The sequence below is a fragment of the Streptomyces djakartensis genome (assembly GCF_014651075.1).
GTDB classification, from domain to species: Bacteria; Actinomycetota; Actinomycetes; order Streptomycetales; family Streptomycetaceae; genus Streptomyces; species Streptomyces djakartensis.
The window spans coordinates 397,446-421,172 of sequence record NZ_BMWE01000004.1 but is presented as its reverse complement, the minus strand read 5'-3'; the positions used below and the strand labels follow the sequence as shown (position 1 = coordinate 421,172).

Here is a 23,727-nt window from a genome sequence, read left to right as displayed (position 1 = left end):
GTGGAATCCGGTGAACAGGGCGCGCGGACCGAGGTCGAAGGCGCAGGCGGCGCGGCTGTGGCCGGTGGCGGCCCGGTCGAGCACTGCGCTCCGGTGCGGGGCCGTCTCACGGGCCACGTCCGAGAGCATCACGGGGGGCGCCACCAGGCCCAGGGCCGAGCCGAGGCGCTTGGAGACCAGCACGGTGGCGGCGCCGGTCCGGCCGTCAACTGGACGCTGGTCGCGCTCACTCCGGCCGTCTTCCTGGCCGGCGTGGCTCTCGCCCTACGCCTGCGCCGTGCCCGGCCGGACGTGTACGCCAGGCTCGGCACCACGGACGTCGACTGACGGCAGGTCCGGCCGGCCGGCGACCGCGAGGAGGCCCCCGGAAAACTCTCCGGGGGCCTCTGACCTGCTGCACGGTTGTGGGCGCGGACGGTTTCGAACCGCCGACATCCTGCTTGTAAGGCAGGCGCTCTACCCCTGAGCTACGCACCCGGCTCCCGGGCCACACGCCCAGGACGAATCGACAGCCTACATTGCCCGGGGCCCGGTCCCGCAAACCGGACCGGGGATATCCCCACCCCTGATCCGGGAGTGGCCCGGAGCGGACGCCTCCTCCCGGCTCCTCCCGTCCCTGACAGGAGGGGATGACCGGCTCAGGCCGCCTCCTGGAGCAGCGCTCCAGGAGGTCTTGCGCCATCAGCACCAGCCGGGTTGAGACCAGCCCGGGGAAGCATCACGCGCGCGGAGTTCTTGTCCCGTGGGGACACGGCTCCGCATGCGCGTCCGCACCGGCGACGGCGGAATTTCGGTCCGGACGGTGAACTGACCGGCCCGTGTGTTCGTCCTTAACCGGTGGGAGAATGACACCGGGCAGGGTGGACCACAGCACGGGAGAGGGATGTGACGGCGACACCAGCGCAGACGTACTCGCCGTCGGTGCCGCGCGCACACCGCCGCGTCCCCCGCACCCCGGGCCCTCTGCGTGACACGCTCACCCTGGTGGGACTGCCCCTGCTGGCCGCGCTGGCGCTGCCCGCAGCCTTCGCGGGCGGGGGCACCCGGCGCTGGTTCGGCGGCCGTGCCGAGAGCCAGCGCGCCGAGGCACAGGCCGCTAAGGACGCCGCGGCGGCCGCCTTCTACGAGCTCGACACGGCACAGCGCGACCTGCGCATCTCGATCGAGACGATCACGGCCGTCGACGACTCCCCCGCCGCCCGCCGCGCCGTCGACGGCTTCGACGCGCTCGGCCGCCGCATCGACGAGGCCAGCCACCGGTACATCGACGCCGTCGACGCCCACGACCTCGACCGCGACGACCTGGAGGCCTCGGCCGCCTCCCGGGCCCGCGGCGAGCTGACCGCCGCGAAGGAGGAACTCGGCCGGGTCAAGCAGGAGCTGGACCGGTTCGCCGACGGGCTCGGCCCGCTGCTCGGCAAGGCCGAGACCCAGCTGGCCCGCCTCGCCCCCGCGGTCGAACGCGCCCGCCAGGCCCTGCTCGCCGCCTCCCAGGCCCTCGACGCCGTACGAGCGTCAGGGCTGCGGGCGGACGACCTCGCGGCCCGTCTCGCCGCCCTCTCCCCCGAACTGACCAAGCTCAACCAGGGCGCCGGCCGGCACGGCGTGCCCCAGACCCTGGAGCGGGCCGAGCGTGTCACCCGCGAGGCCGAGGCGGTCCGTGTGGAGGCCGAGCGGCTCCCGGAGCGCGCCGCCGAGATCGACCACCGGCTGGTCTCCCTGCGCACCCGTGCCCAGGCCCTCACCACCCGCTCCGAACAGGTCGAACCCGTCCTGAGCGAACTCCGGCGCCGCTTCACCGCCGCCTGCTGGCAGGATTTGCAGCACGTCCCCGGCATCGCCACCGAGAACGTCCGCCGGGCCGAGGCCAAACTGGCCGAGGCCCGCTCCGCCCGCGACGAACAGCGCTGGCCCGACGCCATGTCCCTGCTGTCGACGGTGCGAGCCCTGCTCAACACCACCGACGAGGCCGTGTCGGCCGCCGGCGACCGGCTGCACCGCCTGAACGCCGTGCAGAAGGACCCCCAGCGGGAGATCGAGCGCACCCGGTTCGCCATCCGCGACGCCCAGCGTCTCGCCATGGCCGGCCGCAACACCCCCGACCCGCGCCACGCCCGCCCTCTGGACGACGCGGTGGCCCGCCTCGACCGGGCGATCACCACCCTGGAGGGCCGGCATCCCGACTACTGGCACTTCCTGACGGAGACCGAGGCGATCCGGCAGGCGGTGGCCCGTGTGGTGGGCCTGATACGCGAGGAGCGAGGGGCCGGACACTGAGCCCGGCCCCCGCCCGGCCTCAGGTGCGGTAGGCGTAGTAGTACGCGGTCGGGTACGTCGCGACGATGCTCGACACCGACCTGCGCAGCGTGTTGTTGGAGTGGTACGTCAGGTACGGCTCGCCGCCGCTCTTGAACGAGACGATCATCGTGTGGTCCTTGGACCCGTCCCGGTCGAAGTCCACCTGGAGGACGTCACCGACCTCGAGCTGGTAGACGTTGGCGAGCGGCTTGGTCCGCTTGGAGTTCTGGGCGAACCAGGACCACTCGTTGACGCCGATGAACGAGTGCGACTGGATGTCGGCGTTGCCGAACCACTTGGTGTAGTCGTACACATAGCCGGGCGCGTGCTTCCAGCCGCCCGCCTTCAGGGCCTGGCTGACGAAGTTGGTGCAGTCGCCGCCGGCGCCGTGGCCGTTGAAGTCCGGGTAGTCCTTGTTGTAGGCGTTCCAGTGCTTCTCGGCGTAGGCCGCCATGGCCTTGTAGTCGTACGTCGTGGCGGTCTTCGGGGCGGGCGCCGGGTTGCGCGTGGTCGCCGCCCGCGGGGCGCTCGGCGTGGTGTCGTCGGCGGTGGTCGCCCTGACGGTGGCCGGCTTGGAGAGCGTGTTCACCGCGAGACCGCCCTGGTCGGTGTCGCGGATGCCGGTCAGCTGCCAGTCGCCCTGCCGGTCGGCCCTGAAGGTCAGCTCGTGGTGGGCCTGGAAGCCGGTGGTCCTCGGCGCGCCGCCCCGGGCCCCGGCGTAGGTCAGGGTGGTGGTCTCGGTGACCGCCGCCTTGGCCGTACGGCCCGTCACCCGCGTGGCGTTCAGGGTGACGGTGGTGCCGGCCTTGCTGTACTTCTCGCCGGCCTTCGCCAGCTTCTCCTTGCGCTGCTCCAGCGCGGACAGGGCGGCGTCCTCGGCGCGGGCCGTGCCGGAGGACAGTGTGACGTCGCCGGAGAAGCCGTTGGTCAGCTGCTTCCCGTGATCGCCCGTCCCCGCGTCGAGCAGGGCGTTGGTGCGGTCGGTGAAGACCGCGTCCGCCAGCCGCTGGAAGGTGGCCTTGGTCTTCGCGTCCACCGTCGGGTCGTCGACGACCGCCGCGCCGGCGCTCCAGTTGGGCAGCAGGGCGACTCCGGCGACGACCGAGGTCGCCGCTGCCCCGATTATGGTGACGCGGCGTCGGGTCCCGGTCAGTCTTCTTGATTTCACTGGTGTTTCCCCTCTTGCCCCCGGCCAACGGCGGCCGGGGAAGCAGATCTTCGCACGGGGTGTGGGGCTGTTGTGAAGGGCGTTGTCCGTTACTTGTCAACCTGTTACTTCACGACCACCGACCAGTCGGGAGACTGCGCCGGGTCGAGGGTGCGCAGCCGCTGCAGCGTCTCGGGCTTCTGCGCGTCGAGCCAGTCGGCCAGCTCCCTGAAGGACACGCACCTGACGTCCTTCTTCGTGCACACGGTCTTGATGGTCTGGTCGACGGCCCGCATGTAGATGCCGCCGTTCCAGTTCTCGAAGTGGTTGCCGATGAACAGCGGGGCCCGGCTGCCGTAGTACACGCGGTTGAAGCCGGACATGTAGGTCTCGACGGTCTGCCGTTCCCACTCGGGGTAGTTGGCCGGGTCGCCCTCGGTCTCGCCCTTGGACTGGTTGTAGAGGAAGTTGAAGTCCATCGACAGGCCCTGGTACTTGCCTCCCTCGTAGGGGAGCATCTGCAGCGGGAAGTCCCAGATGCCGTCCTTCTTGCGGGGCCATATCTGGAAGTCGCCCGAGGAGCTGGCGTCGTAGCGCCAGTTGTAGGCCTTCGCGGCCTTCAGCAGGTTCTCCTGGCCCTCCAGACAGGGCGCACGGCCTCCGGCGACCTCCTTCCTGATGTCGAACGGCAGCGGGTCCATGTCCTTGAAGCCGGTGTTGGTCTTCCACTTCTCGACGAAGCCGTAGAACTGGTCGATCTCGCTCTTCCACTCCGCGACGCTCCAGTCGCCGCCGCCCTTCTTGCCGCAGAAGTGGCCGTTGAAGTGGGTGCCGATCTCGTTCCCGCCCTGCCACGCCTTGCCGAGCTGCTCCAGCGTGGTGCGGATGTGCTCGTCGGTGGCATAGCTGATCGCCGCCGAGCCCTTGGCGTGCTGGGGCGGGGAATAGAGGTCCTTCTTGTACTTGGGCACCAGGTAGATGCCCGTGAGGAAGAAGGTCATGTGGGCGTCGTACTCCTCGGCCAGCTCCCGGTAGTGCGAGAAGAGTCCGTCGTCGCCCTGCAGCGCGCCGTCCCACGAGAAGACCACGAACTGGGGCGGCTTCTCGCCCGGTTTGAGGGGCACCGGCTTCAACTGCCCCTTCTGGGGGCCGGTGTAGGAGGTGGAGCCGTCCCCGAGGACTTTCGTCCTGCCGTCCCACTGGGGCTCCGGGTTCCCCTTCACGGGGGCCTTCTCGCGGGGCCCGGAGGAGGCGGTCGGAGTGGTGGTGTCCGAGCCGGACAGGGCCAGGTAGCCCGCGACCAGGGACGCGACGACGAGGAGAGCCGCCAGGGTCAGTATCCGCGGGGGCGTGGCGCGTCGGGGGGCGCGGGCTCGGCGGCGGCGGCCGGACGGTGACTTCATGCGCGGCTCATTCTGCGAGGAGGTGCGGAGGTCGGGGTGGTGCCGGGGGCGGGGGTCAGCCGAGGCCCCGGGCACCGGACCAGACGGTGTACGGGGCGCTGTCGCCGGAGGTGCCCGCGACCCCCTTCAACGGCAGGGGTTCGAGGCTCTTGGTGAGGTCGATGCGGTAGGTCACGACGGCCGTCGACACGGAGTGCGCGGTACCGACGAACCAGGACGCGGTGTCGTTCTGCACAGTGCCGGCCTTCCCGGCCACCCCGGCGGACGGGTCCGCCCCGGGGTGGGCGGTGCGGAAGGCGTCCGTCAGAGCTGACTGGACCGCCTCGGCCACACTCGCCTTCACCGCGCGGCGGGAGGCGGGTCTCGTCAGGGTGACCTGGGATCCGTTGTGGGTGATCCGGGCCACCGAGTACGGCTCGACGTGCTTGCCCCCGGCGGCGAAGGTGGCGTATCCGCTCGCCATGCGGATCGCGCTGGGCGTGGCGCTGCCCAGGGACATCGCGGGGATCTGCGGGCCGAAGCTGGAGGGGAGCAGGCCCGCCGCCTGGGCGGTGTCCCGCACCTTGTCCAGGCCGGTGTCCATGCCGAGCTGCATGAACGGCGTGTTCACCGACAGGGCGAGCGCCCGGCTCAGGCTGATGCGCCCGTAGGACTTCTCGCCGTCGTTGCGGGCTGTGACCTTCTTGCCGCTGCGGTCCCAGTAGGGGCCCTCGGGTGTCATGACGGGGATGTCGTCGTCCCCGTCGTACAGCGTCTGCGGGGTGACCTGGGTCCGGGCGCCGTCCCGGGTCCTCTGCACGCCGTTCTCCAGGGCGGCGGCGTAGACGAAGGGCAGGAAGGCCGAACCGGCGGGCACGGTGGTCGCGTTCGACTCGTTGTAGCCCTGCTTGCGGTGGTCGGGGCCGCCGTGCAGAGCGAGGATCCGGCCGTCGGTGGCCACCGAGGCGGCGCCGTAGTGCACGGTCTTCGCCTTGGCCGGGTCGTCCTTCCGGGCCTGCTTGCGGGCCTTGGCCACGGCGTCCGTGAGCGCGGCCTCCTGCTTGCGGTCGAAGGTCGTGTAGATCTGGTAGCCGCCGAGGTCGAACTCCTTGTCCGAGATGCGCGCGCTCTTCTTGGCGTACTGGGCGGCCAGCTCCACGAGGTAGTCGCTCTGCTTGCCGGTGTCGAACCCGGGCGCCCGCTTCAGCGGCTCGGGGAACTCCTTGTACTTGGCCCGCTCCGACTCCGGCAGCGTGCCGATGTCGACCATGCGGTCGAGGGTCCAGGACCAGCGCTCCACGGCCCGGGCGTGGTTGCCCTTGCCCAGGGCGGGGTCGTACAGGCCCGCGCCTTTGAGGAGGGAGGCGAGGAAGGCGGCCTCACTGGCGTCGAGTTCGCGGACGTCCTTGCCGTAGTAGGCCTGGGCGGCGCGCTGGATGCCGTAGGTGCCGCGGCCGAACCAGCTGGTGTTGAGGTAGCCCTCGAGGATGTCGTCCTTGCTCATCTCGTTGTCGAGCTTGAGGGCGAGCATGGCCTCGGTGAACTTGCGGCTGACCGAGCGGTCCTGGTTGAGGTAGACGTTCTTGACGTACTGCTGGGTGATGGTGGAGCCGCCCTGGGTGTCTCCCTGGCCCACAGTGCGCCACAGGGCGCGGGTGAGGCCGCTGAGGGATATGCCGGGGTCGCTGTAGAAGCTGGCGTTCTCCGCCGCGAGCACGGCCTCGCGGACGTCCTCGGGGATGTCCTTCAGGGGCATCTCCTGCCGCTGCACCCAGCCGGTGCGGGCCATGGGTGTTCCGTCGGACCAGTAGTAGACGTTGTCCTGCTGGGTGGCGTACGAGTTGATGTCGTCCGGTATGTCGGTGGCGGCGTAGGCCACGCCCAGGAAGGCGAAGGTCACCCCGGTGAACGTCAGGGCGATACCGAGCCACTGCCGCCAGGAGGGCGCCCAGCGGCGCCAGCCGGTGCGGTCGTGGTGCGGGTACCGGGGCCGCAGGCGGCTCGCGTACGGCGCGACGCGGGCTATGAGGGGGGCCAGGCGGGAGGCCCTGGGGGCCCTGCGCCGACTGCGCGATCCGGACCGGCGCCCGCCCGAAGCCGTGCCCGGTGCCTCGTCCGGGGTGAGAGACGCGACCACATCACCGGTACGCAATTGCATGGTCTCGTCCGCATATTCCGCATACTTCGCATTCTTCGTAGGCGAGGAAGCGAGAGCCTTCAACTGCATGGTCTCGTCCGGTTTCCGCCCAGCCTCGGTCACGGCTGCGTCTCCCCTCCCCGCTTACGGTGGTGCTCGCGCGAAAGGGCATGGTTGCGGCGGTCAACCGCGACGCACCCCACATCCCCCCAGCCTTACGGCTCTTCGCACAGTTGAAAGTTACCAGTGGCCTTTACAGCTTCTCCACACTGGTTGGGACAGGAATGATCGAAAAGCGATCCTGGACGGCGGAATTTCCGTCGCCCCGGATTATTCTGTCCCCATGCCTCGCTACGAGTACCGCTGCCGGACCTGCGGCGACACCTTCGAACTGACCCGCCCCATGGCGGAGTCCTCCGCGCCCGCGCCGTGTCCCGTGGGCCATGACGACACGGTGAAACTCCTCTCCACGGTAGCGGTCGGCGGCTCCGCCTCCGCCCCCGCCCCGGCACCTCGCGCGAGTGGCTCGGGCGGCTGCTGCGGTGGCGGCTGCTGCGGCTGACCGCCGCTGCCTCCGGGCCCGGCCCGGGGGTTTCCTCAGGGAACCTTCAGGTCCGTTTTTCTAGCCTGACCGGCATGACTGAGTGGGTCAACGACCTCATGCACGCGCTGGGGGCGCCGGGTGCCGGTCTCGCCATCGCCCTGGAGAACCTGTTTCCGCCCCTGCCCAGCGAGGTGATCCTGCCGCTCGCCGGGTTCGCCGCGAGCAGCGGGCGGGTGAGCCTGCTCGCCGCCCTGCTGTGGACGACGGCCGGCTCGGTGATCGGCGCGCTCGCGCTGTACGGGGTCGGCGCGCTGCTCGGCCGGGACCGCACGGTGGCGATCGCGGGCCGGCTGCCGCTGGTGAAGGTCTCGGACATCGAGAAGACCGAGGCGTGGTTCCTCAAGCACGGCACCAAGGCCGTGTTCTTCGGCCGGATGATCCCGATCTTCCGCAGCCTGATCTCCGTGCCGGCTGGTGTCGAGCGGATGCCCCTGCCGGTGTTCCTGGGGCTGACCACTCTGGGCAGCGCGATCTGGAACACGGCGTTCGTGCTGGCGGGCTACTTCCTCGGCGCCAACTGGCACCAGGTGACGGACATCGTCTCCGCCTACTCGAAGGTGGTCCTGGCCGTCGCGGCCCTGGCGGTGGCGGCGTTCATCGCGATACGGCTGCTGCGACGGCGCCCTGAAGGGGCGCGGGGCCGTGCCGATCAGCGGCTCCGCCGCGGGGCGCGATCAGCCACGACGGCGCCGCACCCGCACGACGACCAGGACACCCGAGTTCTCAGGCGCCCCGTACCGCCCCCAGAAACTCCCGCAGGATCCGCTCCCCGGCGAGGACACCCCGGTCGGGAAGCACCCTGATCGAGGGAGCCGTGAAGCCGGTGTCGGCCAGCTCCCCGTGGCCGGGCCGCCAGCCCTGGTCCGCCGCGAGCAGCAGGTCGGTGTCGAGCAGGGAGTCACCTGCGGCGAGCATGAGATCGGCCCCGGTCCGCCGGGCGACCTCGCGCATCGCCGCGCTCTTGGTGAGCGGCTTGGGCACGGCGTAGATCTTGCGGCCCTGGAGGGACACGGTCCAGCCGCGGTTCTCCGCCCACACGGCGAGTTCCTTCACCCAGTCCTCGTCGAGCAGCTCGCGCTCGACGACGAGGTAGGCGAAGAGGTCGTCGGCGACGCGGTGCTTGCGCACCCAGACCGGGTCGGCGGCCCTCAGCAGATGCTCCTGCACCTCGGCCAGGGGCGCGCACTGGTCGGCCAGCCTCGCGGTCACCTGCGCGTGCCAGTCGGGGTCGGAGACCCCGTCCACCAGGAGGTGGCCGCCGTTCGCGCAGATCGCGTAAGCGGGCGCCGGGCCCGGCAGGTTGATGCGCTGGTACTGCTTGCGCGTCCGGGTCGTCGTGGGCACGAACACGGCCGCGTCGCCCAGTTCGGTGAGGAGCTGGGCCGCCGTCTCCGTCATGTACGACAGCGGCCTGCTCTCGTGCACCTCCACGCACAGCAGCCGGGGCGCCCGCGCGTCCGGCATGGTCAGGGCCAGCGCCGCGGCGGAGTAGATCAGGGTGCGGTCGAGGTCGCTCGCGACGAGTGCGGGCATCAGAGGGTCACCGCCTTGCCGTCGGCGCCGGTCGCGCCCCGGGTGTACTTGGGGTGGATCAGGCCGACGCAGGTGTAGGGCAGTCCGTCGACCTCCTCGACGGGCACGCCGCGCTGCCCGGCCAGCAGGCGTACGTGGTCGAGGTCGCTGCCCGCCCCGGCACGCGCCAGGACCTTCCAGGGCACACGGCGCAGCAGCACCCGGGTGGTCTCGCCGACGCCGGGCTTGACGAGGTTCACATCGTGGATGCCGTACTCCTCGCTGATGCGTTCGACGGCGGCCCAGCCCTCCCACGTGGGTGAGCGGTCGGCGGCGAGCAGTTCCTTGGCCTGGGCGCAGGCCGCGTCCGCGACCTCGGGGAAGCGTGCGGACACGGCGTCCAGGAAGGCCACCGAGACGTCGGTGCCGGTGAGTTCGCGGTAGAACTTCGCGCCGTGGAAGTCGTGCGGGCCGACGAGGTCCGCACGCAGCACGGTCCGCGAGATCAGCCCCGACACGGTCGAGTTGAGGCAGGCGGAGGGGATGAGGAAGTCCTCGCGGGTGCCGTAGGTCCGCACGCAGGAGCCCGGGTCGGCCAGGACGGCGATCTCGGGGCTGAAGCCGGTGATGCCGTCGGACTTCTCGAATTCCTCCAGGGCCTGGGCGAGTTCGCGGGTGATGGCGCCCTTGCCGGTCCAGCCGTCGACGAAGACGACGTCCCCGGGGTCGTGGTGCCGGGCGAGCCAGCGCAGCGCGTTGGCGTCGATGCCGCGGCCGCGGACGATGGACACGGCGTAGTGCGGCAGGTCGAGGCCGTGCCGGTGCCGGGCCCAGCGGCGCATGAGGATGCCGACGGGTGTGCCCGCGCGGGCCAGGGAGACCAGGACGGGGTGGGGGGACCGCTCGGCGAGGATCGTCTCGGTGACCACGCCGGCCGCCTGGGCGATACGGGCCGCCGACTCCTCCAGCGCGGTGTGGAACAGCTCCTGGTACTGCTCGCTCGGCTGGTACTCCACGGGCAGCGACTCCGCGTAGTGGGCGCCGCCGCTCTGGATGGCCTCCTCGCGCTCCTCGGTCGGCGCCTCCAGCGTCACGTCCGAGAGGTCCTGGAGCAGCCAGCCGACCTCCTCGGGCGGGTACGACGAGAAGGCGGGGCCACGGAGGGGCTCGGGCAGCATGGAGGGCCTTTCGGGGGCGTGCGGGGTCTCGGGCGCGTACGACGGCACGACGGCGAGGAGGACCTGCGGCGTGTGCGCCGAGAGCTGGGCGAGCAGGCCGTCGGGCGCGTGCAGCCGGGGCGTGTCGGCGACCGAGTCGACGACGGCGACCACGGCGTCGAAGCCGGCGCCCGCGACGTTGTAGGCGTACCGCTCGCCGGGGCCGTCGGCCGGGTCGTCGTGGGCGGGGAAGACCAGGCGGGTGCGGATCGCGTACCCGGGGTCGTCGACGGCGAGGACCGGCGAGCGGGTCGTGGTCGAGTAGCGGACCTCGGCGTCGGTGATCCGCTCCAGCTCGTGGGCGAGCCTGAGCGGGGCGTACATCAGCTCCTCGAAGCCGAGGATGTGCACGCGGCGTGCGTTCTTGGGCAGGGCCTGCGCGAGTCGGGCGGCCATGCCCGGGAGGGCGGCCTCCAGGCGCTCCCGGTGCGCGGGGGTGAACCCGTGCCGGCCGCCGTCCGGCAGGCCGCGTGGCCATCCCAGGTGAATGCGGGTGACGTGGGGGTGAGTGCCCTTGTCCGCCGGCTGCGGGCCGGTGGGGGCTGGTCGCGCAGTTCCCCGCGCCCCTTGGAGGTGGGTGTCGGCGACATCCTCCAGGGGCGCGGGGAACTGCGCGACCGGCCACGACGGCGCCGCGGCCGACGGACTGCCTCCCGCGGCACTCCCGGCCTCGTACCGCGCCACCAGCTCCGGCCCCTTCTCCAGCACCCCCTCCGGCAGCCGCACCGTCCCCGAAGCCGCCGCCACGAGATCCACCCGCGCGCCGATCTCCCCGGCGAAATCCGCGAGGCGATTCGCGTCGGCGGCGGACCGCATGTCCACCAGCGCCACCACGACGTACCGCCGCCGCGGATACCGCTGATGAAGATCCCGGACGGTGTTCAGCACCGTGTTCCCCGTGGAGAACTCGTCGTCGACCAGTACCAGCGGCCCGTCGCCGGCCAGCAGCGCGGGATCCTCCGGCAGGAGCAGGTGCGAGGTGGCGTGCGAGTGGGACTCCTCGAAGCCGCCGGCCGGTGCGACACCCGCGACGGGGCGGCGGGTGGAGTGCAGGTAGGGGGCGAGGCCCAGCCCGTCGGCCACGGAGTGGCCGAGGCCGGTCGCGGTCTCCGCGTAGCCGAGCACGACCGCCCGGCCGGCCTCGTCGGGTCCCAGCAGCTCACGGACCCGGCGGCCGAGCTCGACGCCGTGGCCGTAGACGACGGACGGCGACTGCGGTACGTGCTTGCCCAGCACGTTCGACACCAGCAGGTGGGCCCGCTTGGGGTTGCGGCGCAGCGCCAGCCCCAGCAGCCCGGTCAGCCGGTCGTCGCCGACGAGCTCCACACCGAGCCGCTCGGCGACCCAGCTGCCGGACCAGACGTCATCGCGCACCTGGTGGCGCACCCCCTCGTTCACTGCCTTCTCCATGGATTGTCGGCGTCGGATGCCGTGCGTTCAGTGGGGCAGGCCGGCCGCGAGCAGCTCCACGAAGCCGATGTCCTCGCCCGCCACGCCGAAGACCTCGGCACGCAGCAGGGTCCGCTCGGCCCAGGCCCGGTGCGGCTTCACCTCGTTCATCTTGTTCGTGTACGCCGACCTCAGGACACCTCCGCCGCCGCGTTCGGGACGCAGTATGTCCTGGGCGTCCGAGAACTCCTCGTGGCTGACGACCGACAGGGCGTGCACCGGCAGCACGTGCGAGGGGTGGATGCAGGTCTTGCCCAGCAGGCCGTTGGCGTGGTCCAGGGAGATCTCCCTGAGCAGGCCGTCCATGGCGTGCTCAATCAGCTTCTCCCGCAGTTCCGCGGCCTGCACCTCAAGGAAGGGGCTCTGTCTCAGCAGCGGCTTGAACATGCGCTCCTGGACCCGGAAGTACTCCCACACCGGCCCGGTCACGGTGAAGCCGGTGCCGTCGGCGCGGCCCAGCATGTTCACCACGTCGGCGATCACGGAGGCGACGATCTGCACGTCGTACGCCGTCATGTCGGGGCCCCTGCGCAGCCCGTACGAGGAGCAGAAGTCCGTCACGCCGAGGCGCAGCGCGAGCACCCGGTCGCGGTACTTGTCGACGGCCCGGGATATGCCCTCCAGGGTGTCCACGCGCGACTCCCGGTAGAGCAGCTCCGGCGACTCCAGCACCGGCATGGCGAAAAGACGGCGGCCGCTTTCGGCCTCGGCGGCCGCCAGCGCCTCGAGGAAGGGGATGCCGCGTTCCTCGGTGAACTTGGGCAGCACGAATCCGGACAGCAGGCGTGCGGCGGGCCCGAGGCGGCGTACGAGGTCGGGGATCTGCTCGGGGGCACGGACCCGGATGAACAGCAGCGGCACGTCGGTGTCCGGAAGCCCGGCGAGGGACGCGAGCTGGCGGACCAGGTTCTCCTCGCCCTGGCCGACGTCCGCGTCGTCGATCGAGTCCTCCAGGCACAGCACCATCGAGACCACGCCTCGCCCGGCCTGCTTGAGGATGTCGTCGGCGAGGCGCGGGCGGGTGGCCGGGCTGTAGAGGGTGGCGCCCAGGGCCACCGAGAGCAGCCGGACCGGGGAGTCCGGGGTGAACACGCACGGCTCGCGATGGAAGAGACGCTTCCGCACCTCAGGGGCGATGTGCCCGAAATGACGCATGGAACTCCCCCGTGGCGGTTGTGCGGCCTGCGAATCGTCGAAAGGTGGCCGGTAATAGTACGTACAAGGCCATGTCAAATGTTCCCGTCAGGCATGAATTTCAGGTAACGCGGGCAAGCACAGCCAGACCCGGCCATGACGACGGTAGTCCGCGACGGCCGCGGGCGCCGCTCGTGACGCCGCGCCCCCGCGTTGTCGTGAGCAGGACCGAGAAGGCAGGATGACCGCATGACGCACGCGATGCTGAAGGGGTCGAACGTCCCGCTGGAAGCCACCACGGTGCGCGCCGTGCTGCGCTGGACACCCGGGCAGGGGGTTCCGGACGTCGACGCCTCCGCGCTGCTCCTCGGTGCCGACGGGCGGGTGCGCTCCGACGAGGACTTCGTCTTCTACAACCAGCCCCGGCACCCTTCCGGCAAGGTGTGGCGGCTCGGCAAGAAGCGGGTCGCCGAGGGCCTGACCGACACGATCCAGACAGAGCTCACCGGTGTCGAGCCGGGAGTCAGCCGGATCCTGCTGGTCGCGTCGGCGGACGGGGTCACGTTCGACCGCGTGCAGGCGCTGCGCGTTCTGCTGTACGACGCCGCGGGCACCGGCGCGGAGGCGCTGGCGTACTTCGACGTCAAGCCGGAGACGGGCGAGGAGACCGCGCTGATCTGCGGCGAGCTGTACCGGCGTGGTGAGGGCTGGAAGTTCCGGGCGCTGGGCGAGGGCTATGTGAACGGCCTGCAGGGCCTGGCGACCGACTACGGCATCTCGGTGGACGAGTCGGAGGCGGCCGAGGAGCCGGTGACCACGACGGTGCCCACGCCCCCGACCACGGCCGGGTCCACCCCGCAGGCCCCGGCCCCGTCCGCCCCCGAGGTGTCCAGGCCGCTGCCGCCGGAGCAGCCGACCGCGGTGCCCACGCAGCCCGCCTACGGTTATCCGCCGCAGCAGCCCGCGACGACCCAGCCGGCGTACGGCTATCCGCAACCGGCCGGCCGGCCCGCCTACGGCTACCCCCAGGCGCCGGCCGCGGCCGGCGTCACGGGGGCGCAGTCGGGATACGGCTATCCGGAGCCCGTCGCCGCCGCGGCCCCCGGCCCGGACTTCCGCCTGCCGCCGCAGGGGCCGCAGTTCGTCGGACGGTGAGGGGCGGGGGGCGGGCAGGCCTCAGCCTCCGCCCTGCCCGAGATCCTTCTCGAGCAGGGTGAACGACTTGGGCACCCCGCCCGGCTGCGGCTTTCCCTCCTTGTGGCCCACCACGCGGTAGCCGGCGCCCCGGTAGTAGGCGTTGAGCTGCGCGTTGCCGGCCAGGCAGTCCAGCCGCACGCGCGTCCGCCCCGCGGCGGCCACCCGGCGTTCCGCGGCCTCGAGCAGCCGCCGTCCCGTTCCGGGCGCGGTGGTGCTCCGGTCGACCATGAGCCGGTGCAGGTATCCGGCCACGGGCGGCTGCGGGCCCCAGGCGGCCTCGTCCTCCCACCACAGTTCCCAGGCGCCCGCGACGCGCCCGCCGGACGCCGCCATCCAGACCTCGCCGTGCGCCATGACGCGGCGGAAGTGGTCCTGGTCCAGCTCTCCCGGCCGCCACTGCCCGGTGATGCCGCGGGCCAGCATCCAGCGCGCGGCGTCGTCACGGAGGCGGACGAGGGTGGCCAGGTCGGCCTCGGTGGCCCGGCGTACGCGCAGCTCCGTCATCCTCAGCGGTCGACCTTCGTCTTGTAGCCCCGGCCCCACTGCAGCCCCCACCCGTACAGCCGGTCCAGCTCCGCCTGGAACCCGTAGACGAACTTCGCCTCGCGGCGCACGACGATCTCGTTCTTGACCTTCTCGATCATGACGACGGCGCAGGAGCGGGCCTGCGGCTGGCGTTCGTCGAGGTGGATCTCGATGCGCGGGCCGCTGCTCGGGTAGAGCGTCACGCTGGCGTGCGTGCGGTCAAAAGCGGGTGTCTGGTCGTAGATGTAGACGAAGACCAGGAGCCGCTTGATGTCGTCGCGGTGGTCGAGGTTGATGTACATCGTCTCGCCGGACCCCGAGCCGAAGCGGTCGTCGCCGCTGAGTTTGACGTACGGCGGCGCATTGACGTCGCCGTAGTAGCCGCCGAGGGGCTGGACGACGCCCTTGGCGCCGTCCTGGAGTTCGTAGAGACAGCCAAGGTCGAGGTCGACGTTGACCATGGACTGGCTGTGGCCGACGACCTCCGGCGGTTTCAGCGCCCGGAAGGGGTGCCTCAGCAGGCTCTCGCGCTGCGAACCGCCGATGTCGGAGGTGCGCATCCGCCAGCTCAGGTTGACGCGCAGATGACCGTTGGCCGCGCCCTGCTTGGTGAGTGATATCTGCGAGCGCCGCTTGGTCAGTTCGATCGCGTTGGTTGCCGCGTCGCCCGAGTCGAACTGCACATCGCCGCGCCGGAGTCCGTCGAACAGGCCCATCCCGCCCCCACATCCACTTGGAGACCGCGGGTCACCGCCGTACCCGCGGCCCTTGACGACCGACGGGGCGGCCCCGAGGAGTCACCTCGGTGGCCGCCCCGCACAGAGCGTTCCTCACCCGGAGGGGTGTCACACCCCGGACGAGACCTCAGTCTTCTCGTCCGAGCCGGCCTTTCCCTCGGCCGCCGCGGTGGCGCGGTTGCGGCGTACGGAGGACCAGAAGGAAGCGCCGATCAGGACGACGCCGATCATGCCGGTGATGATCTCGTTGATCTCGTACTGGATGGTGACGAGCAGGATGGCGGCGAGCGCACCGATGGCGTAGTGCGCGCCGTGCTCCAGGTAGACGTACTCGTCGAGGGTGCCCTGGCGGACCAGGTAGACCGTCAGCGACCGGACGTACATGGCGCCGATGCCGAGGCCGAGGGCCATCAGGACGATGTCGTTGGTGATGGCGAAGGCGCCGATCACGCCGTCGAAGGAGAAGGAGGCGTCCAGGACCTCGAGGTAGAGGAACATGAAGAACGCGGCCTTGCCGGCCAGCTTGACCGCCGACTTGGGCTTGCCCTCGCGCGCGGCCTTCTCCTCGGCGTCGTGCTCGCGTTCCTCCTCCTCTTCGAGCTTGTCCTCGAAGTAGCCGGAGAGGCCGCCGACGATCATGTAGGTGATCAGACCGGCGATACCGGCCAGCAGGACGGTCTCCGCCTTGTCGGCGTGGGTGCCGCCGTGCTGGTGGGCGTGGGCTCCGAAGGTGATCGAGGAGATCAGCAGGACGATCAGGGCGATGCAGACCGACAGCATGTCGATCTTGCCGAGCTTGGCCAGCGGGCGCTCCAGCCAGGCCAGCCACTTGATGTCCCGGTCCTCGAAGATGAAGTCCAGGAAGATCATCAGCAGGAACATGCCACCGAAGGCGGCGATCGACGGGTGGGCGTCGGTCACCAGCTCCTGGTAGCGGTCCTTGTCCGTGAGGGCGAGGTCGACGGCCTCGATCGGGCCCAGCTGGGCGCTGATCGCCACGATCACGACGGGGAAGACCAGCCGCATGCCGAAGACGGCGATCAGGATGCCGACGGTGAGGAAGATCTTCTGCCAGAAGGCATTCATCTTCTTCAGGATCCCGGCGTTGACCACCGCGTTGTCGAAGGACAGCGAGACCTCGAGGACGGACAGGATCGCGACGACGCCGAACGCGGTCCATCCTCCGTAGAGAACCGCTGCGACCAAGCCGAGCGCGGTGACCGCGAGTGACCACCCGAAGGTTTTCAGAACCACTGGCTACCCAATCGTGTGTGTACGGGGCTCCCCCGCGCCGTACGCGGCTTTACGAACTTTTGAAGCCGAAGTCTAGTCGGGCCCGCTCCGCACCCCAGAGGGCCCCGTATTTTGCTCATATCGCGCTATGAGACGTCGACCCCGAAGTCCAGTGCGATGCCACGCAGGCCCGACGCGTACCCCTGACCGACGGCCCTGAACTTCCACTCGCCCTGGTGGCGATAGACCTCGCCGAAGATCATCGCGGTCTCCGTGGAGGCGTCCTCGCTGAGGTCGTAGCGGGCCAGTTCCTGGCCGTCGGCCTGGTTCACGACGCGGATGAAGGCGTTGCTGACCTGGCCGAAGGTCTGGCCGCGCTCGTCGGCCAGGTGAATGGAGACGGGGAAGACGATCTTGTCGCACCGGGGCGGCACCTTGGAGAGGTCGATCAGCAGCGACTCGTCGTCGCCGTCGCCCTCGCCGGTGAGGTTGTCGCCAGTGTGCTCGACCGAACCGTCCGGGCTCTTGAGCTGGTTGTAGAACACGAACCACTCGTCCCCGAGCACGCGCCCGCCCCCGCACATCAGGGCGCTCGCGTCGAGGTCGAAGGGGGCTCCGGTGGTGGAGCGCGCGTCCCAGCCGAGCCCGACCATCACCTGAGTGAGGTTCGGTGCGGCCTTGGACAGGGAGACATTGCCCCCTTTGGCGAGCGTGACGCCCATGATGCTGTCCCTCCCCGATGGGTGCCTTTCAGGTGGTCCTGCACGTCCGGCGCCGCACGTAAACCGTGCGACGCCGGGCGGGAAGACCTGGGGGCCCCGTCGCCGGGGCCCTTCGGATGGCTCAGACGTTCACGCCGAAGTCCTGCGCGATGCCGCGCAGGCCCGAGGCGTAGCCCTGTCCGATGGCGCGGAACTTCCACTCCGCGCCGTGCCGGTAGAGCTCACCGAAGACCATGGCGGTCTCGGTGGAGGCGTCCTCGCTCAGGTCGTAACGGGCGATCTCGGCGCCACCGGCCTGGTTCACGACGCGGATGAACGCGTTGCGCACCTGGCCGAAGGACTGCTGGCGGGTCTCGGCGTCGTAGATCGAGACGGGGAAAACGATCTTCTCCACGTCGGCCGGGACACCGGCGAGGTCGACCTTGATCTGCTCGTCGTCGCCCTCGCCCTCACCGGTGAGGTTGTCGCCGGTGTGCTCGACGGAGCCGTCCGGGCTCTTGAGGTTGTTGAAGAAGATGAAGTGCTGGTCGTTTCCGACCTTGCCGGAGTTGTTCAGCAGCAGCGCGCTGGCGTCCAGGTCGAAGTCGGTGCCGGTCGTGGTGCGGACGTCCCACCCCAGACCGATGATGACCGCGGTCAGGCCCGGCGCCTCCTTGGTCAGCGATACGTTGCCGCCCTTGCTGAGGCTGACTCCCACGAGTCCTCCATTGGTGTCCAGGGGCGGGATGCCCCGTTGTGCTCGGATGTCGGGTCAACGAGTCGATCCTAGTGACGGGTTCCCGCCCCTCGCAGGCCCGGAAGCCGACATTGCGGCGGGTGTCGGGCGCATGACGCCCGACCGGCGTCACAGGGAGTCGAGCGCCTTCACGTAGTCGTTCAGGTCGCGGGCGTCCGGCAGGCCGTTGACGACGGTCCAGCGCACGACGCCCTCCTTGTCGATCACGAAGGTGCCGCGCACCGCGCAGCCCTTGTCCTCGTCGAAGACGCCGTAGGCCCGGGAGACGTCGCCGTGCGGCCAGAAGTCGGACAGCAGCGGGTACTCCAGGCCCTCCTGCTCGGCGAAGACGCGCAGGGTGTGGATGGAGTCGTTGGAGACGGCGAGCAGCTGGGTGTCGCGGTCGGCGAACTGCGGCAGGTTGTCGCGCAGCTCGCACAGCTCACCGGTGCACACGCCGGTGAAGGCGAAGGGGTAGAAGAGCAGCACCACGTTCTTCCGACCGCGGAAGTCGGACAGCTTCACGCTCGCGCCGTGGTTGTCCTTGAGCTCGAAGTCGGGGGCCTTCTCGCCGGCCTGGATCGCCATCGCTGTGGGTGTCCCTTCGTGGGCTTGACGGGTGGGACCACCCTACGCAGCGACCGGCGCAGACCGGCGGGCGGGCCGACCGCGCCGACCCGCCCCTGCCCGCACGGCGTCGTGCGGGTCCGCCGTACGGCAGCCGCACCGGCCCGCCGTACGGCTGCGCTCACCTGCGTCGTGCGGCTAACGCTTGGACTTGGCCGCCTTGGGCGTGGCCAGCCGGCTGCCGCTCCAGTCCTTGCCGACGCTGACGCTCTTGGACGCCGTCAGACCCGCCGTGGTGGCGGCTTCCGAGATGTCGCTCGGCTCGACGTAGCCCGAACGGCCGGTCTTCGGCGTGAGGAGCAGAATCGCGCCGCCCTCTTCGATGTACGTGGTGGCATCGACCAGCGCATCCGTCAGGTCGCCGTCGTCGTCACGGAACCACAGCACAACGGCGTCGGCCACGTCGTCGTAGTCCTCGTCCATCAGGTCGCCCTCGACGATGCTTTCGATCGCCTCGCGGAGCTCCTGATCCACGTCGTCGTCGTAGCCGATCTCCTGGACCACCTGCCCGGGCTGGAACCCCAGCCTGGCGGCAGGGTTCGTCCGCTCCTCCGCGTGGTCCGCGGTCGCGCTCACGGGTTGCCTCCTGATCATGTCTTGGGAATATCTCAGCCACGCGCGTGCGCGAAGCATTGGCCGTAGTCCACACGGGCGGGACGGATCGCGCAAGTACCCGGCCGTTCAGACCGCCGAAACGGTGACGATCCTGGCCGTGTCGCCGCAACTTCAGGCACACCATCATGGTCCGAGGTGACGTACACCACACCTTTCTGCCCTGTTTGGGCGTTTGGGAATCGTCCGTGGGTACGAGACTCGAAGGTATTCGCCCCATACGTCACCGAGCCGCCGGGAAGTCGATCTCACGTCTCGGTTACCGCGCGGTAGAGATGACGTTTCACGGCCCCGAGGTGGACCATGGGGAGCGGCGCGGCTCCAGCGACGACGCCCCCGCGACGACAGCGAAACAGCGGCCATCGCAGGCCCTCTGACAGGTAAGGAACAGCGTGGCTTCCGCATCCGATCGAAACCCGATCATCATTGGCGGCCTTCCGAGTCAGGTTCCTGACTTCGATCCCGAAGAGACGCAGGAGTGGCTCGACTCCCTCGACGCCGCCGTGGACGAGCGCGGCCGGGAGCGCGCCCGCTACCTGATGCTGCGGCTGATCGAGCGGGCCCGCGAGAAGCGCGTGGCCGTGCCGGAGATGCGCAGCACGGACTACGTCAACACGATCCCCACCAAGAACGAGCCGTTCTTCCCGGGCAACGAGGAGATCGAGCGGAAGATCCTCAACGCGACCCGCTGGAACGCGGCGGTCATGGTGTCCCGGGCCCAGCGCCCCGGCATCGGCGTCGGCGGCCACATCGCCACGTTCGCGTCCTCCGCCTCGCTCTACGACGTCGGCTTCAACCACTTCTTCCGCGGCAAGGACGAGGGCGACGGCGGCGACCAGGTCTTCTTCCAGGGCCACGCCTCCCCCGGCATCTACGCCCGCGCCTTCCTGCTGGACCGGCTCAGCGAGGAGCACCTGGACGGCTTCCGGCAGGAGAAGTCGAAGGCTCCCCACGGCCTGTCGTCGTACCCGCACCCGCGCCTGATGCCGGACTTCTGGGAGTTCCCGACGGTGTCCATGGGCCTCGGCCCGATCGGCGCGATCTACCAGGCGCGGATGAACCGCTACATGCACGCGCGCGGGATCGCCGACACCTCCAAGTCGCACGTCTGGGCGTTCCTCGGCGACGGCGAGATGGACGAGCCGGAGTCGCTGGGCCAGCTCACGCTCGCGGCCCGGGAGGGCCTGGACAACCTGACCTTCGTGGTCAACTGCAACCTCCAGCGCCTCGACGGCCCGGTGCGCGGCAACGGCAAGGTCATCCAGGAGCTGGAGTCGGTCTTCCGCGGCGCCGGCTGGAACGTGATCAAGCTGGTCTGGGACCGCAGCTGGGACCCGCTGCTCGCCCAGGACCGCGACGGCGTGCTGGTCAACAAGATGAACACCACGCCGGACGGGCAGTTCCAGACGTACGCCACGGAGACCGGCGCGTACATCCGCGACCACTTCTTCGGCGACGACCACCGGCTGCGCGCGATGGTCGAGGGCATGACCGACGACCAGATCCTGCACCTGGGCCGCGGCGGTCACGACCACCGGAAGATCTTCGCGGCGTACAAGGCGGCAGTGGAGCACAAGGGCCAGCCCACGGTGATCCTCGCCAAGACGATCAAGGGCTGGACGCTGGGCCCGAACTTCGAGGGCCGCAACGCCACGCACCAGATGAAGAAGCTGACGGTCGACGATCTCAAGCGCTTCCGCGACCGCCTCCACCTGCCGATCTCCGACAAGGAGCTGGAGTCCGGCGCCCCGCCCTACTACCACCCGGGCCGGGACACGGAGGAGATCCAGTACATGCACGACCGCCGCAAGAGCCTCGGCGGTTACGTCCCCACGCGCGTGGTCCGCTCCAAGCCGCTGCCGCTGCCCGAGGACAAGACGTACGCGACCGTGAAGAAGGGCTCGGGCCAGCAGTCCATCGCGACCACGATGGCGTTCGTCCGGCTCCTCAAGGACCTCATGCGGGACAAGGAGATCGGCAAGCGGTTCGTACTGATCGCGCCGGACGAGTACCGCACGTTCGGCATGGACTCGTTCTTCCCGAGCGCGAAGATCTACAACCCGCTCGGTCAGCAGTACGAGTCGGTCGACCGCGACCTGCTGCTCGCCTACAAGGAGTCGCCGAACGGCCAGATGCTGCACGACGGCATCTCGGAGGCGGGCTGCACGGCCTCGCTGATCGCCGCCGGCTCCGCCTACGCGACCCACGGCGAACCGCTGATCCCGGTCTACGTCTTCTACTCGATGTTCGGCTTCCAGCGCACCGGCGACCAGTTCTGGCAGATGTCCGACCAGCTGGCGCGCGGCTTCGTCCTGGGCGCGACCGCCGGCCGTACGACCCTGACCGGTGAGGGTCTGCAGCATGCCGACGGCCACTCGCAGCTGCTGGCCTCGACGAACCCGGGCTGTGTGGCGTACGACCCGGCGTTCGGCTTCGAGATCGCGCACATCGTGCAGGACGGACTGAGGAGGATGTACGGCAGCTCGCCCGAGCATCCGCACGGCGAGGACGTCTTCTACTACCTGACCGTCTACAACGAGCCGATCCAGCACCCGGCCGAGCCCGAGAACGTGGACGTCGACGGCATCCTCAAGGGCCTCTACCGGTTCAGCGAGGGGACGGCCGGCTCCACCCCGGCGCAGATCCTGGCGTCCGGTGTGGCGCTCCCCTGGGCGATCGAGGCGCAGAAGATCCTGGCCGACGACTGGAACGTCAAGGCGGACGTCTGGTCGGCGACCTCCTGGAACGAGCTGCGGCGTGAGGCCGTGGACTGCGAGGAGCACAACCTGCTGCACCCCGAGGAGGAGCAGCGGGTGCCGTACGTGACGCGGAAGCTGGCCGACGCGCAGGGACCGGTCGTGGCCGTGTCGGACTGGATGCGGTCGGTCCCGGACCAGATCGCGCGCTGGGTGCCGCAGACGTACCAGTCGCTCGGCGCGGACGGCTTCGGCTTCGCCGACACGCGGGGTGCGGCCCGGCGCTTCTTCCACATCGACGCGCAGTCGATCGTGGTGGCGGTGCTGACCGAGCTGGCCCGTGAGGGCAAGGTCGACCGGTCGGTGCTCAAGCAGGCCGTCGACCGGTACGAGCTGCTCGACGTGGCGGCGGCCGACCCGGGGGTCGCGGGCGGCGACGCGTAACGCGCCGAAGGGCACCGAGGGGTGGCGCGTGTCACGGACGCACCGTGGGCGCACCACCCCTTCACGTTTCCTACGATTCGGCCATGCAGCAGCAGTCGGCCCAACTTCGTTGGGAACAGCACACGCAGCGGCCGCTCTTCGCGCTGGCCCTCGCCTTCGCCGTCGCCTATGCCGTGCCGATCGTCCGGCCGGACGCGAGCCGGTCCCTGGAGGACCTGTGCACGGCGGTCGAGTGGGTGGTGTGGGGGGCGTTCGCCCTCGACTACCTGGTCCGGCTCGCCCTCTGCGAGGATCGGCTGCTGTTCGTCCGGACGCACTGGCTCGATCTCGGGGCGGTGCTGCTGCCCATGCTGCAGCCGATGCGGCTGCTGCGGCTGGTGTCCACGCTGCTGCTCGTCGGCCAGCGGGCACGGATGGCTTCGCAGATCCGGCTCACGACGTACATCGGCGGCTCGGTGGTCGGGCTGCTGATGTTCGGCTCCCTGGCGGTGCTCTCAGTGGAACGGGACGCGCCGGGCGGGAACATCCACACGCTGGGCGACGCCGTGTGGTGGTCCTTCACGACGATGACGACCGTGGGCTACGGGGATCACGCGCCCACCACCGGGCTGGGGCGGATGCTCGCGGTCGGGCTGATGCTGTCGGGGATCGCGCTGCTCGGTGTGGTGACGGCGAACATCGCCGCCTGGTTCATCTCGCGGTTCGAGAAGGACGACCTGGAGGAGCAGCGTCAGACGGAGGCGATCCGGGAGCTGACGGAGGAGGTGCGGGCGTTGCGCGACGAACTGGCGGCGCTGAAGGGGACGTCGGTGAAATGACCTGAAGGTGGGCCTCCGGCTCGGTCGCCGAAGGCCCTTCCCTCGCTTCCCCGGGGAGGAACGGCAGGTCAGAACAGCAAGCCGTTGCCCGGGGCCGCCGCTCCGGACAGCCAGAGGATGGCCAGGAGCGTGTCGATGGCGCCCAGTACCAGGGCGACCACGGCCGTGACGGGGCGGGATCCCGCCCAGGTGCGGCCCATGGCGAGCCAGCCGCAGACGATCGCCGCGGGGCCGAGGATGATCCCCAGCACGAAGAAACCGGCGACCGCGCAGATGACTCCGATGATTGCGAGCGTCGCGCGATCCGGCCCGGTCCGTGACCACGTCCGGCCACGTGAGCGGGGGTACCTGCGCGTACCTTGTCCGAAGCTCGCCATCATCGACTCCCGTAACTTCCTTGAACCCTCGATCTGTCGGGGTTCGGTTCGGGTACGACATGGCGAGTACCCCCGATACGGGCCGTAATCCCGCTGCTTGCGCGCCGCCCCCTCCGGCAGCGCGCCGCGGCGTTCGCCCTCCAG

Annotated in this window: 21 protein-coding genes, 1 tRNA gene and 1 pseudogene; 7 read left to right on the top strand and 16 right to left on the bottom strand. The window is 70.2% G+C overall.

Translation table 11 applies throughout. The features are described from left to right. On the top strand, window positions 1–327 hold the full coding sequence (locus IE212_RS09815; protein WP_190197378.1) for a hypothetical protein: 327 nt from the start codon (window positions 1–3) through the stop codon (window positions 325–327). A gap of 78 nt (window positions 328–405) precedes the next feature. Here the strand turns inward: IE212_RS09815 and IE212_RS09810 are convergent. Together IE212_RS09810 and IE212_RS34850 are read right to left on the bottom strand one after the other, a co-directional pair. Then, window positions 406–477 (bottom strand) — tRNA-Val (locus tag IE212_RS09810). 161 nt (window positions 478–638) lie between these two features. Continuing rightward, window positions 639–764: pseudogene (locus tag IE212_RS34850) on the bottom strand (RNA-guided endonuclease TnpB family protein); the annotation flags it as partial. A gap of 121 nt (window positions 765–885) precedes the next feature. Between IE212_RS34850 and IE212_RS09805 the strand changes: the two are divergent. Continuing rightward, window positions 886–2,277 (top strand): hypothetical protein, encoded by a 1,392-nt coding sequence (locus IE212_RS09805; protein WP_190197339.1) that lies wholly within the window; start codon window positions 886–888, stop codon window positions 2,275–2,277. A gap of 19 nt (window positions 2,278–2,296) precedes the next feature. On the opposite strand, the gene IE212_RS09800 is transcribed toward IE212_RS09805, so the two are convergent. The 3 genes from IE212_RS09800 to IE212_RS09790 form a co-directional block, all read right to left on the bottom strand. Continuing rightward, window positions 2,297–3,466, bottom strand: coding sequence for an amidase domain-containing protein (locus tag IE212_RS09800; protein WP_190197338.1), 1,170 nt, complete (start codon window positions 3,464–3,466; stop codon window positions 2,297–2,299). A gap of 104 nt (window positions 3,467–3,570) precedes the next feature. After that, a complete protein-coding gene (locus IE212_RS09795) occupies window positions 3,571–4,848 on the bottom strand; it encodes a polysaccharide deacetylase family protein (RefSeq protein ID WP_190197337.1) in 1,278 nt (425 codons plus the stop codon). Window positions 4,849–4,903: 55 nt separating this feature from the next. Beyond that, a complete protein-coding gene (locus tag IE212_RS09790; protein WP_229864175.1) occupies window positions 4,904–6,985 on the bottom strand; it encodes a transglycosylase domain-containing protein in 2,082 nt (693 codons plus the stop codon). 322 nt (window positions 6,986–7,307) lie between these two features. Between IE212_RS09790 and IE212_RS09785 the strand changes: the two genes are divergently transcribed. Then, window positions 7,308–7,526: an FmdB family zinc ribbon protein gene (locus IE212_RS09785; RefSeq protein ID WP_190197336.1), complete on the top strand. Its 219-nt coding sequence runs from the start codon at window positions 7,308–7,310 to the stop codon at window positions 7,524–7,526. A gap of 74 nt (window positions 7,527–7,600) precedes the next feature. Then, window positions 7,601–8,371 (top strand): DedA family protein, encoded by a 771-nt coding sequence (locus IE212_RS09780; RefSeq protein ID WP_190197335.1) that lies wholly within the window; start codon window positions 7,601–7,603, stop codon window positions 8,369–8,371. Here IE212_RS09780 and IE212_RS09775 read toward each other — a convergent pair. The 3 genes from IE212_RS09775 to IE212_RS09765 are packed head-to-tail and all read right to left on the bottom strand — an operon-like array spanning window position 8,292 to window position 12,901. After that, window positions 8,292–9,101, bottom strand: coding sequence for an HAD family hydrolase (locus IE212_RS09775; protein ID WP_190197334.1), 810 nt, complete (start codon window positions 9,099–9,101; stop codon window positions 8,292–8,294). The genes IE212_RS09780 and IE212_RS09775 overlap by 80 nt on opposite strands. Next, on the bottom strand, window positions 9,101–11,707 hold the full coding sequence (locus IE212_RS09770; RefSeq protein WP_190197333.1) for a phosphoribosyltransferase: 2,607 nt from the start codon (window positions 11,705–11,707) through the stop codon (window positions 9,101–9,103). Before IE212_RS09770 ends, IE212_RS09775 begins: the two co-directional genes overlap by 1 nt. Window positions 11,708–11,734: 27 nt before the next feature. Next, window positions 11,735–12,901: an HpcH/HpaI aldolase/citrate lyase family protein gene (locus IE212_RS09765; RefSeq protein ID WP_190197332.1), complete on the bottom strand. Its 1,167-nt coding sequence runs from the start codon at window positions 12,899–12,901 to the stop codon at window positions 11,735–11,737. A 228-nt stretch (window positions 12,902–13,129) separates the two neighbouring features. Between IE212_RS09765 and IE212_RS09760 the strand changes: the two genes are divergently transcribed. After that, a complete protein-coding gene (locus IE212_RS09760; protein WP_190197331.1) occupies window positions 13,130–14,035 on the top strand; it encodes a TerD family protein in 906 nt (301 codons plus the stop codon). Between the two features lie 21 nt (window positions 14,036–14,056). On the opposite strand, the gene IE212_RS09755 is transcribed toward IE212_RS09760, so the two are convergent. From IE212_RS09755 to IE212_RS09725, 7 genes are all read right to left on the bottom strand, one after another. After that, entirely contained in the window at window positions 14,057–14,581 is a 525-nt protein-coding gene (locus IE212_RS09755; RefSeq protein WP_190197330.1) for a GNAT family N-acetyltransferase, read from the bottom strand. Between the two features lie 2 nt (window positions 14,582–14,583). After that, the gene (locus tag IE212_RS09750; protein ID WP_190197329.1) at window positions 14,584–15,318 is read right to left on the bottom strand and encodes a TerD family protein; all 735 of its coding nucleotides are present in this window, start codon (window positions 15,316–15,318) and stop codon (window positions 14,584–14,586) included. Window positions 15,319–15,447: 129 nt separating this feature from the next. Next, on the bottom strand, window positions 15,448–16,593 hold the full coding sequence (locus tag IE212_RS09745; protein ID WP_190197328.1) for a DUF475 domain-containing protein: 1,146 nt from the start codon (window positions 16,591–16,593) through the stop codon (window positions 15,448–15,450). 125 nt (window positions 16,594–16,718) lie between these two features. Further along, complete coding sequence (locus IE212_RS09740; protein WP_190197327.1) at window positions 16,719–17,294, bottom strand: TerD family protein; 576 nt, start codon at window positions 17,292–17,294, stop codon at window positions 16,719–16,721. 121 nt (window positions 17,295–17,415) lie between these two features. Continuing rightward, window positions 17,416–17,991 (bottom strand): TerD family protein, encoded by a 576-nt coding sequence (locus IE212_RS09735; protein WP_190197326.1) that lies wholly within the window; start codon window positions 17,989–17,991, stop codon window positions 17,416–17,418. Between the two features lie 147 nt (window positions 17,992–18,138). Further along, entirely contained in the window at window positions 18,139–18,597 is a 459-nt protein-coding gene (locus IE212_RS09730) for a peroxiredoxin (protein WP_190197325.1), read from the bottom strand. 177 nt (window positions 18,598–18,774) lie between these two features. Then, entirely contained in the window at window positions 18,775–19,212 is a 438-nt protein-coding gene (locus IE212_RS09725; RefSeq protein ID WP_030238960.1) for a DUF3052 domain-containing protein, read from the bottom strand. A 428-nt stretch (window positions 19,213–19,640) separates the two neighbouring features. Between IE212_RS09725 and aceE the strand changes: the two genes are divergently transcribed. Together aceE and IE212_RS09715 are read left to right on the top strand one after the other, a co-directional pair. Next, on the top strand, window positions 19,641–22,388 hold the full coding sequence (aceE, locus tag IE212_RS09720) for a pyruvate dehydrogenase (acetyl-transferring), homodimeric type (RefSeq protein WP_190197324.1): 2,748 nt from the start codon (window positions 19,641–19,643) through the stop codon (window positions 22,386–22,388). A gap of 83 nt (window positions 22,389–22,471) precedes the next feature. Then, window positions 22,472–23,206, top strand: coding sequence for a potassium channel family protein (locus IE212_RS09715; RefSeq protein ID WP_190197323.1), 735 nt, complete (start codon window positions 22,472–22,474; stop codon window positions 23,204–23,206). Between the two features lie 68 nt (window positions 23,207–23,274). Here the strand turns inward: IE212_RS09715 and IE212_RS09710 are convergent, their stop codons facing one another. Continuing rightward, a complete protein-coding gene (locus IE212_RS09710; protein ID WP_190197322.1) occupies window positions 23,275–23,586 on the bottom strand; it encodes a small hydrophobic protein in 312 nt (103 codons plus the stop codon). Between the last annotated feature and the right edge of the window lie 141 nt (window positions 23,587–23,727).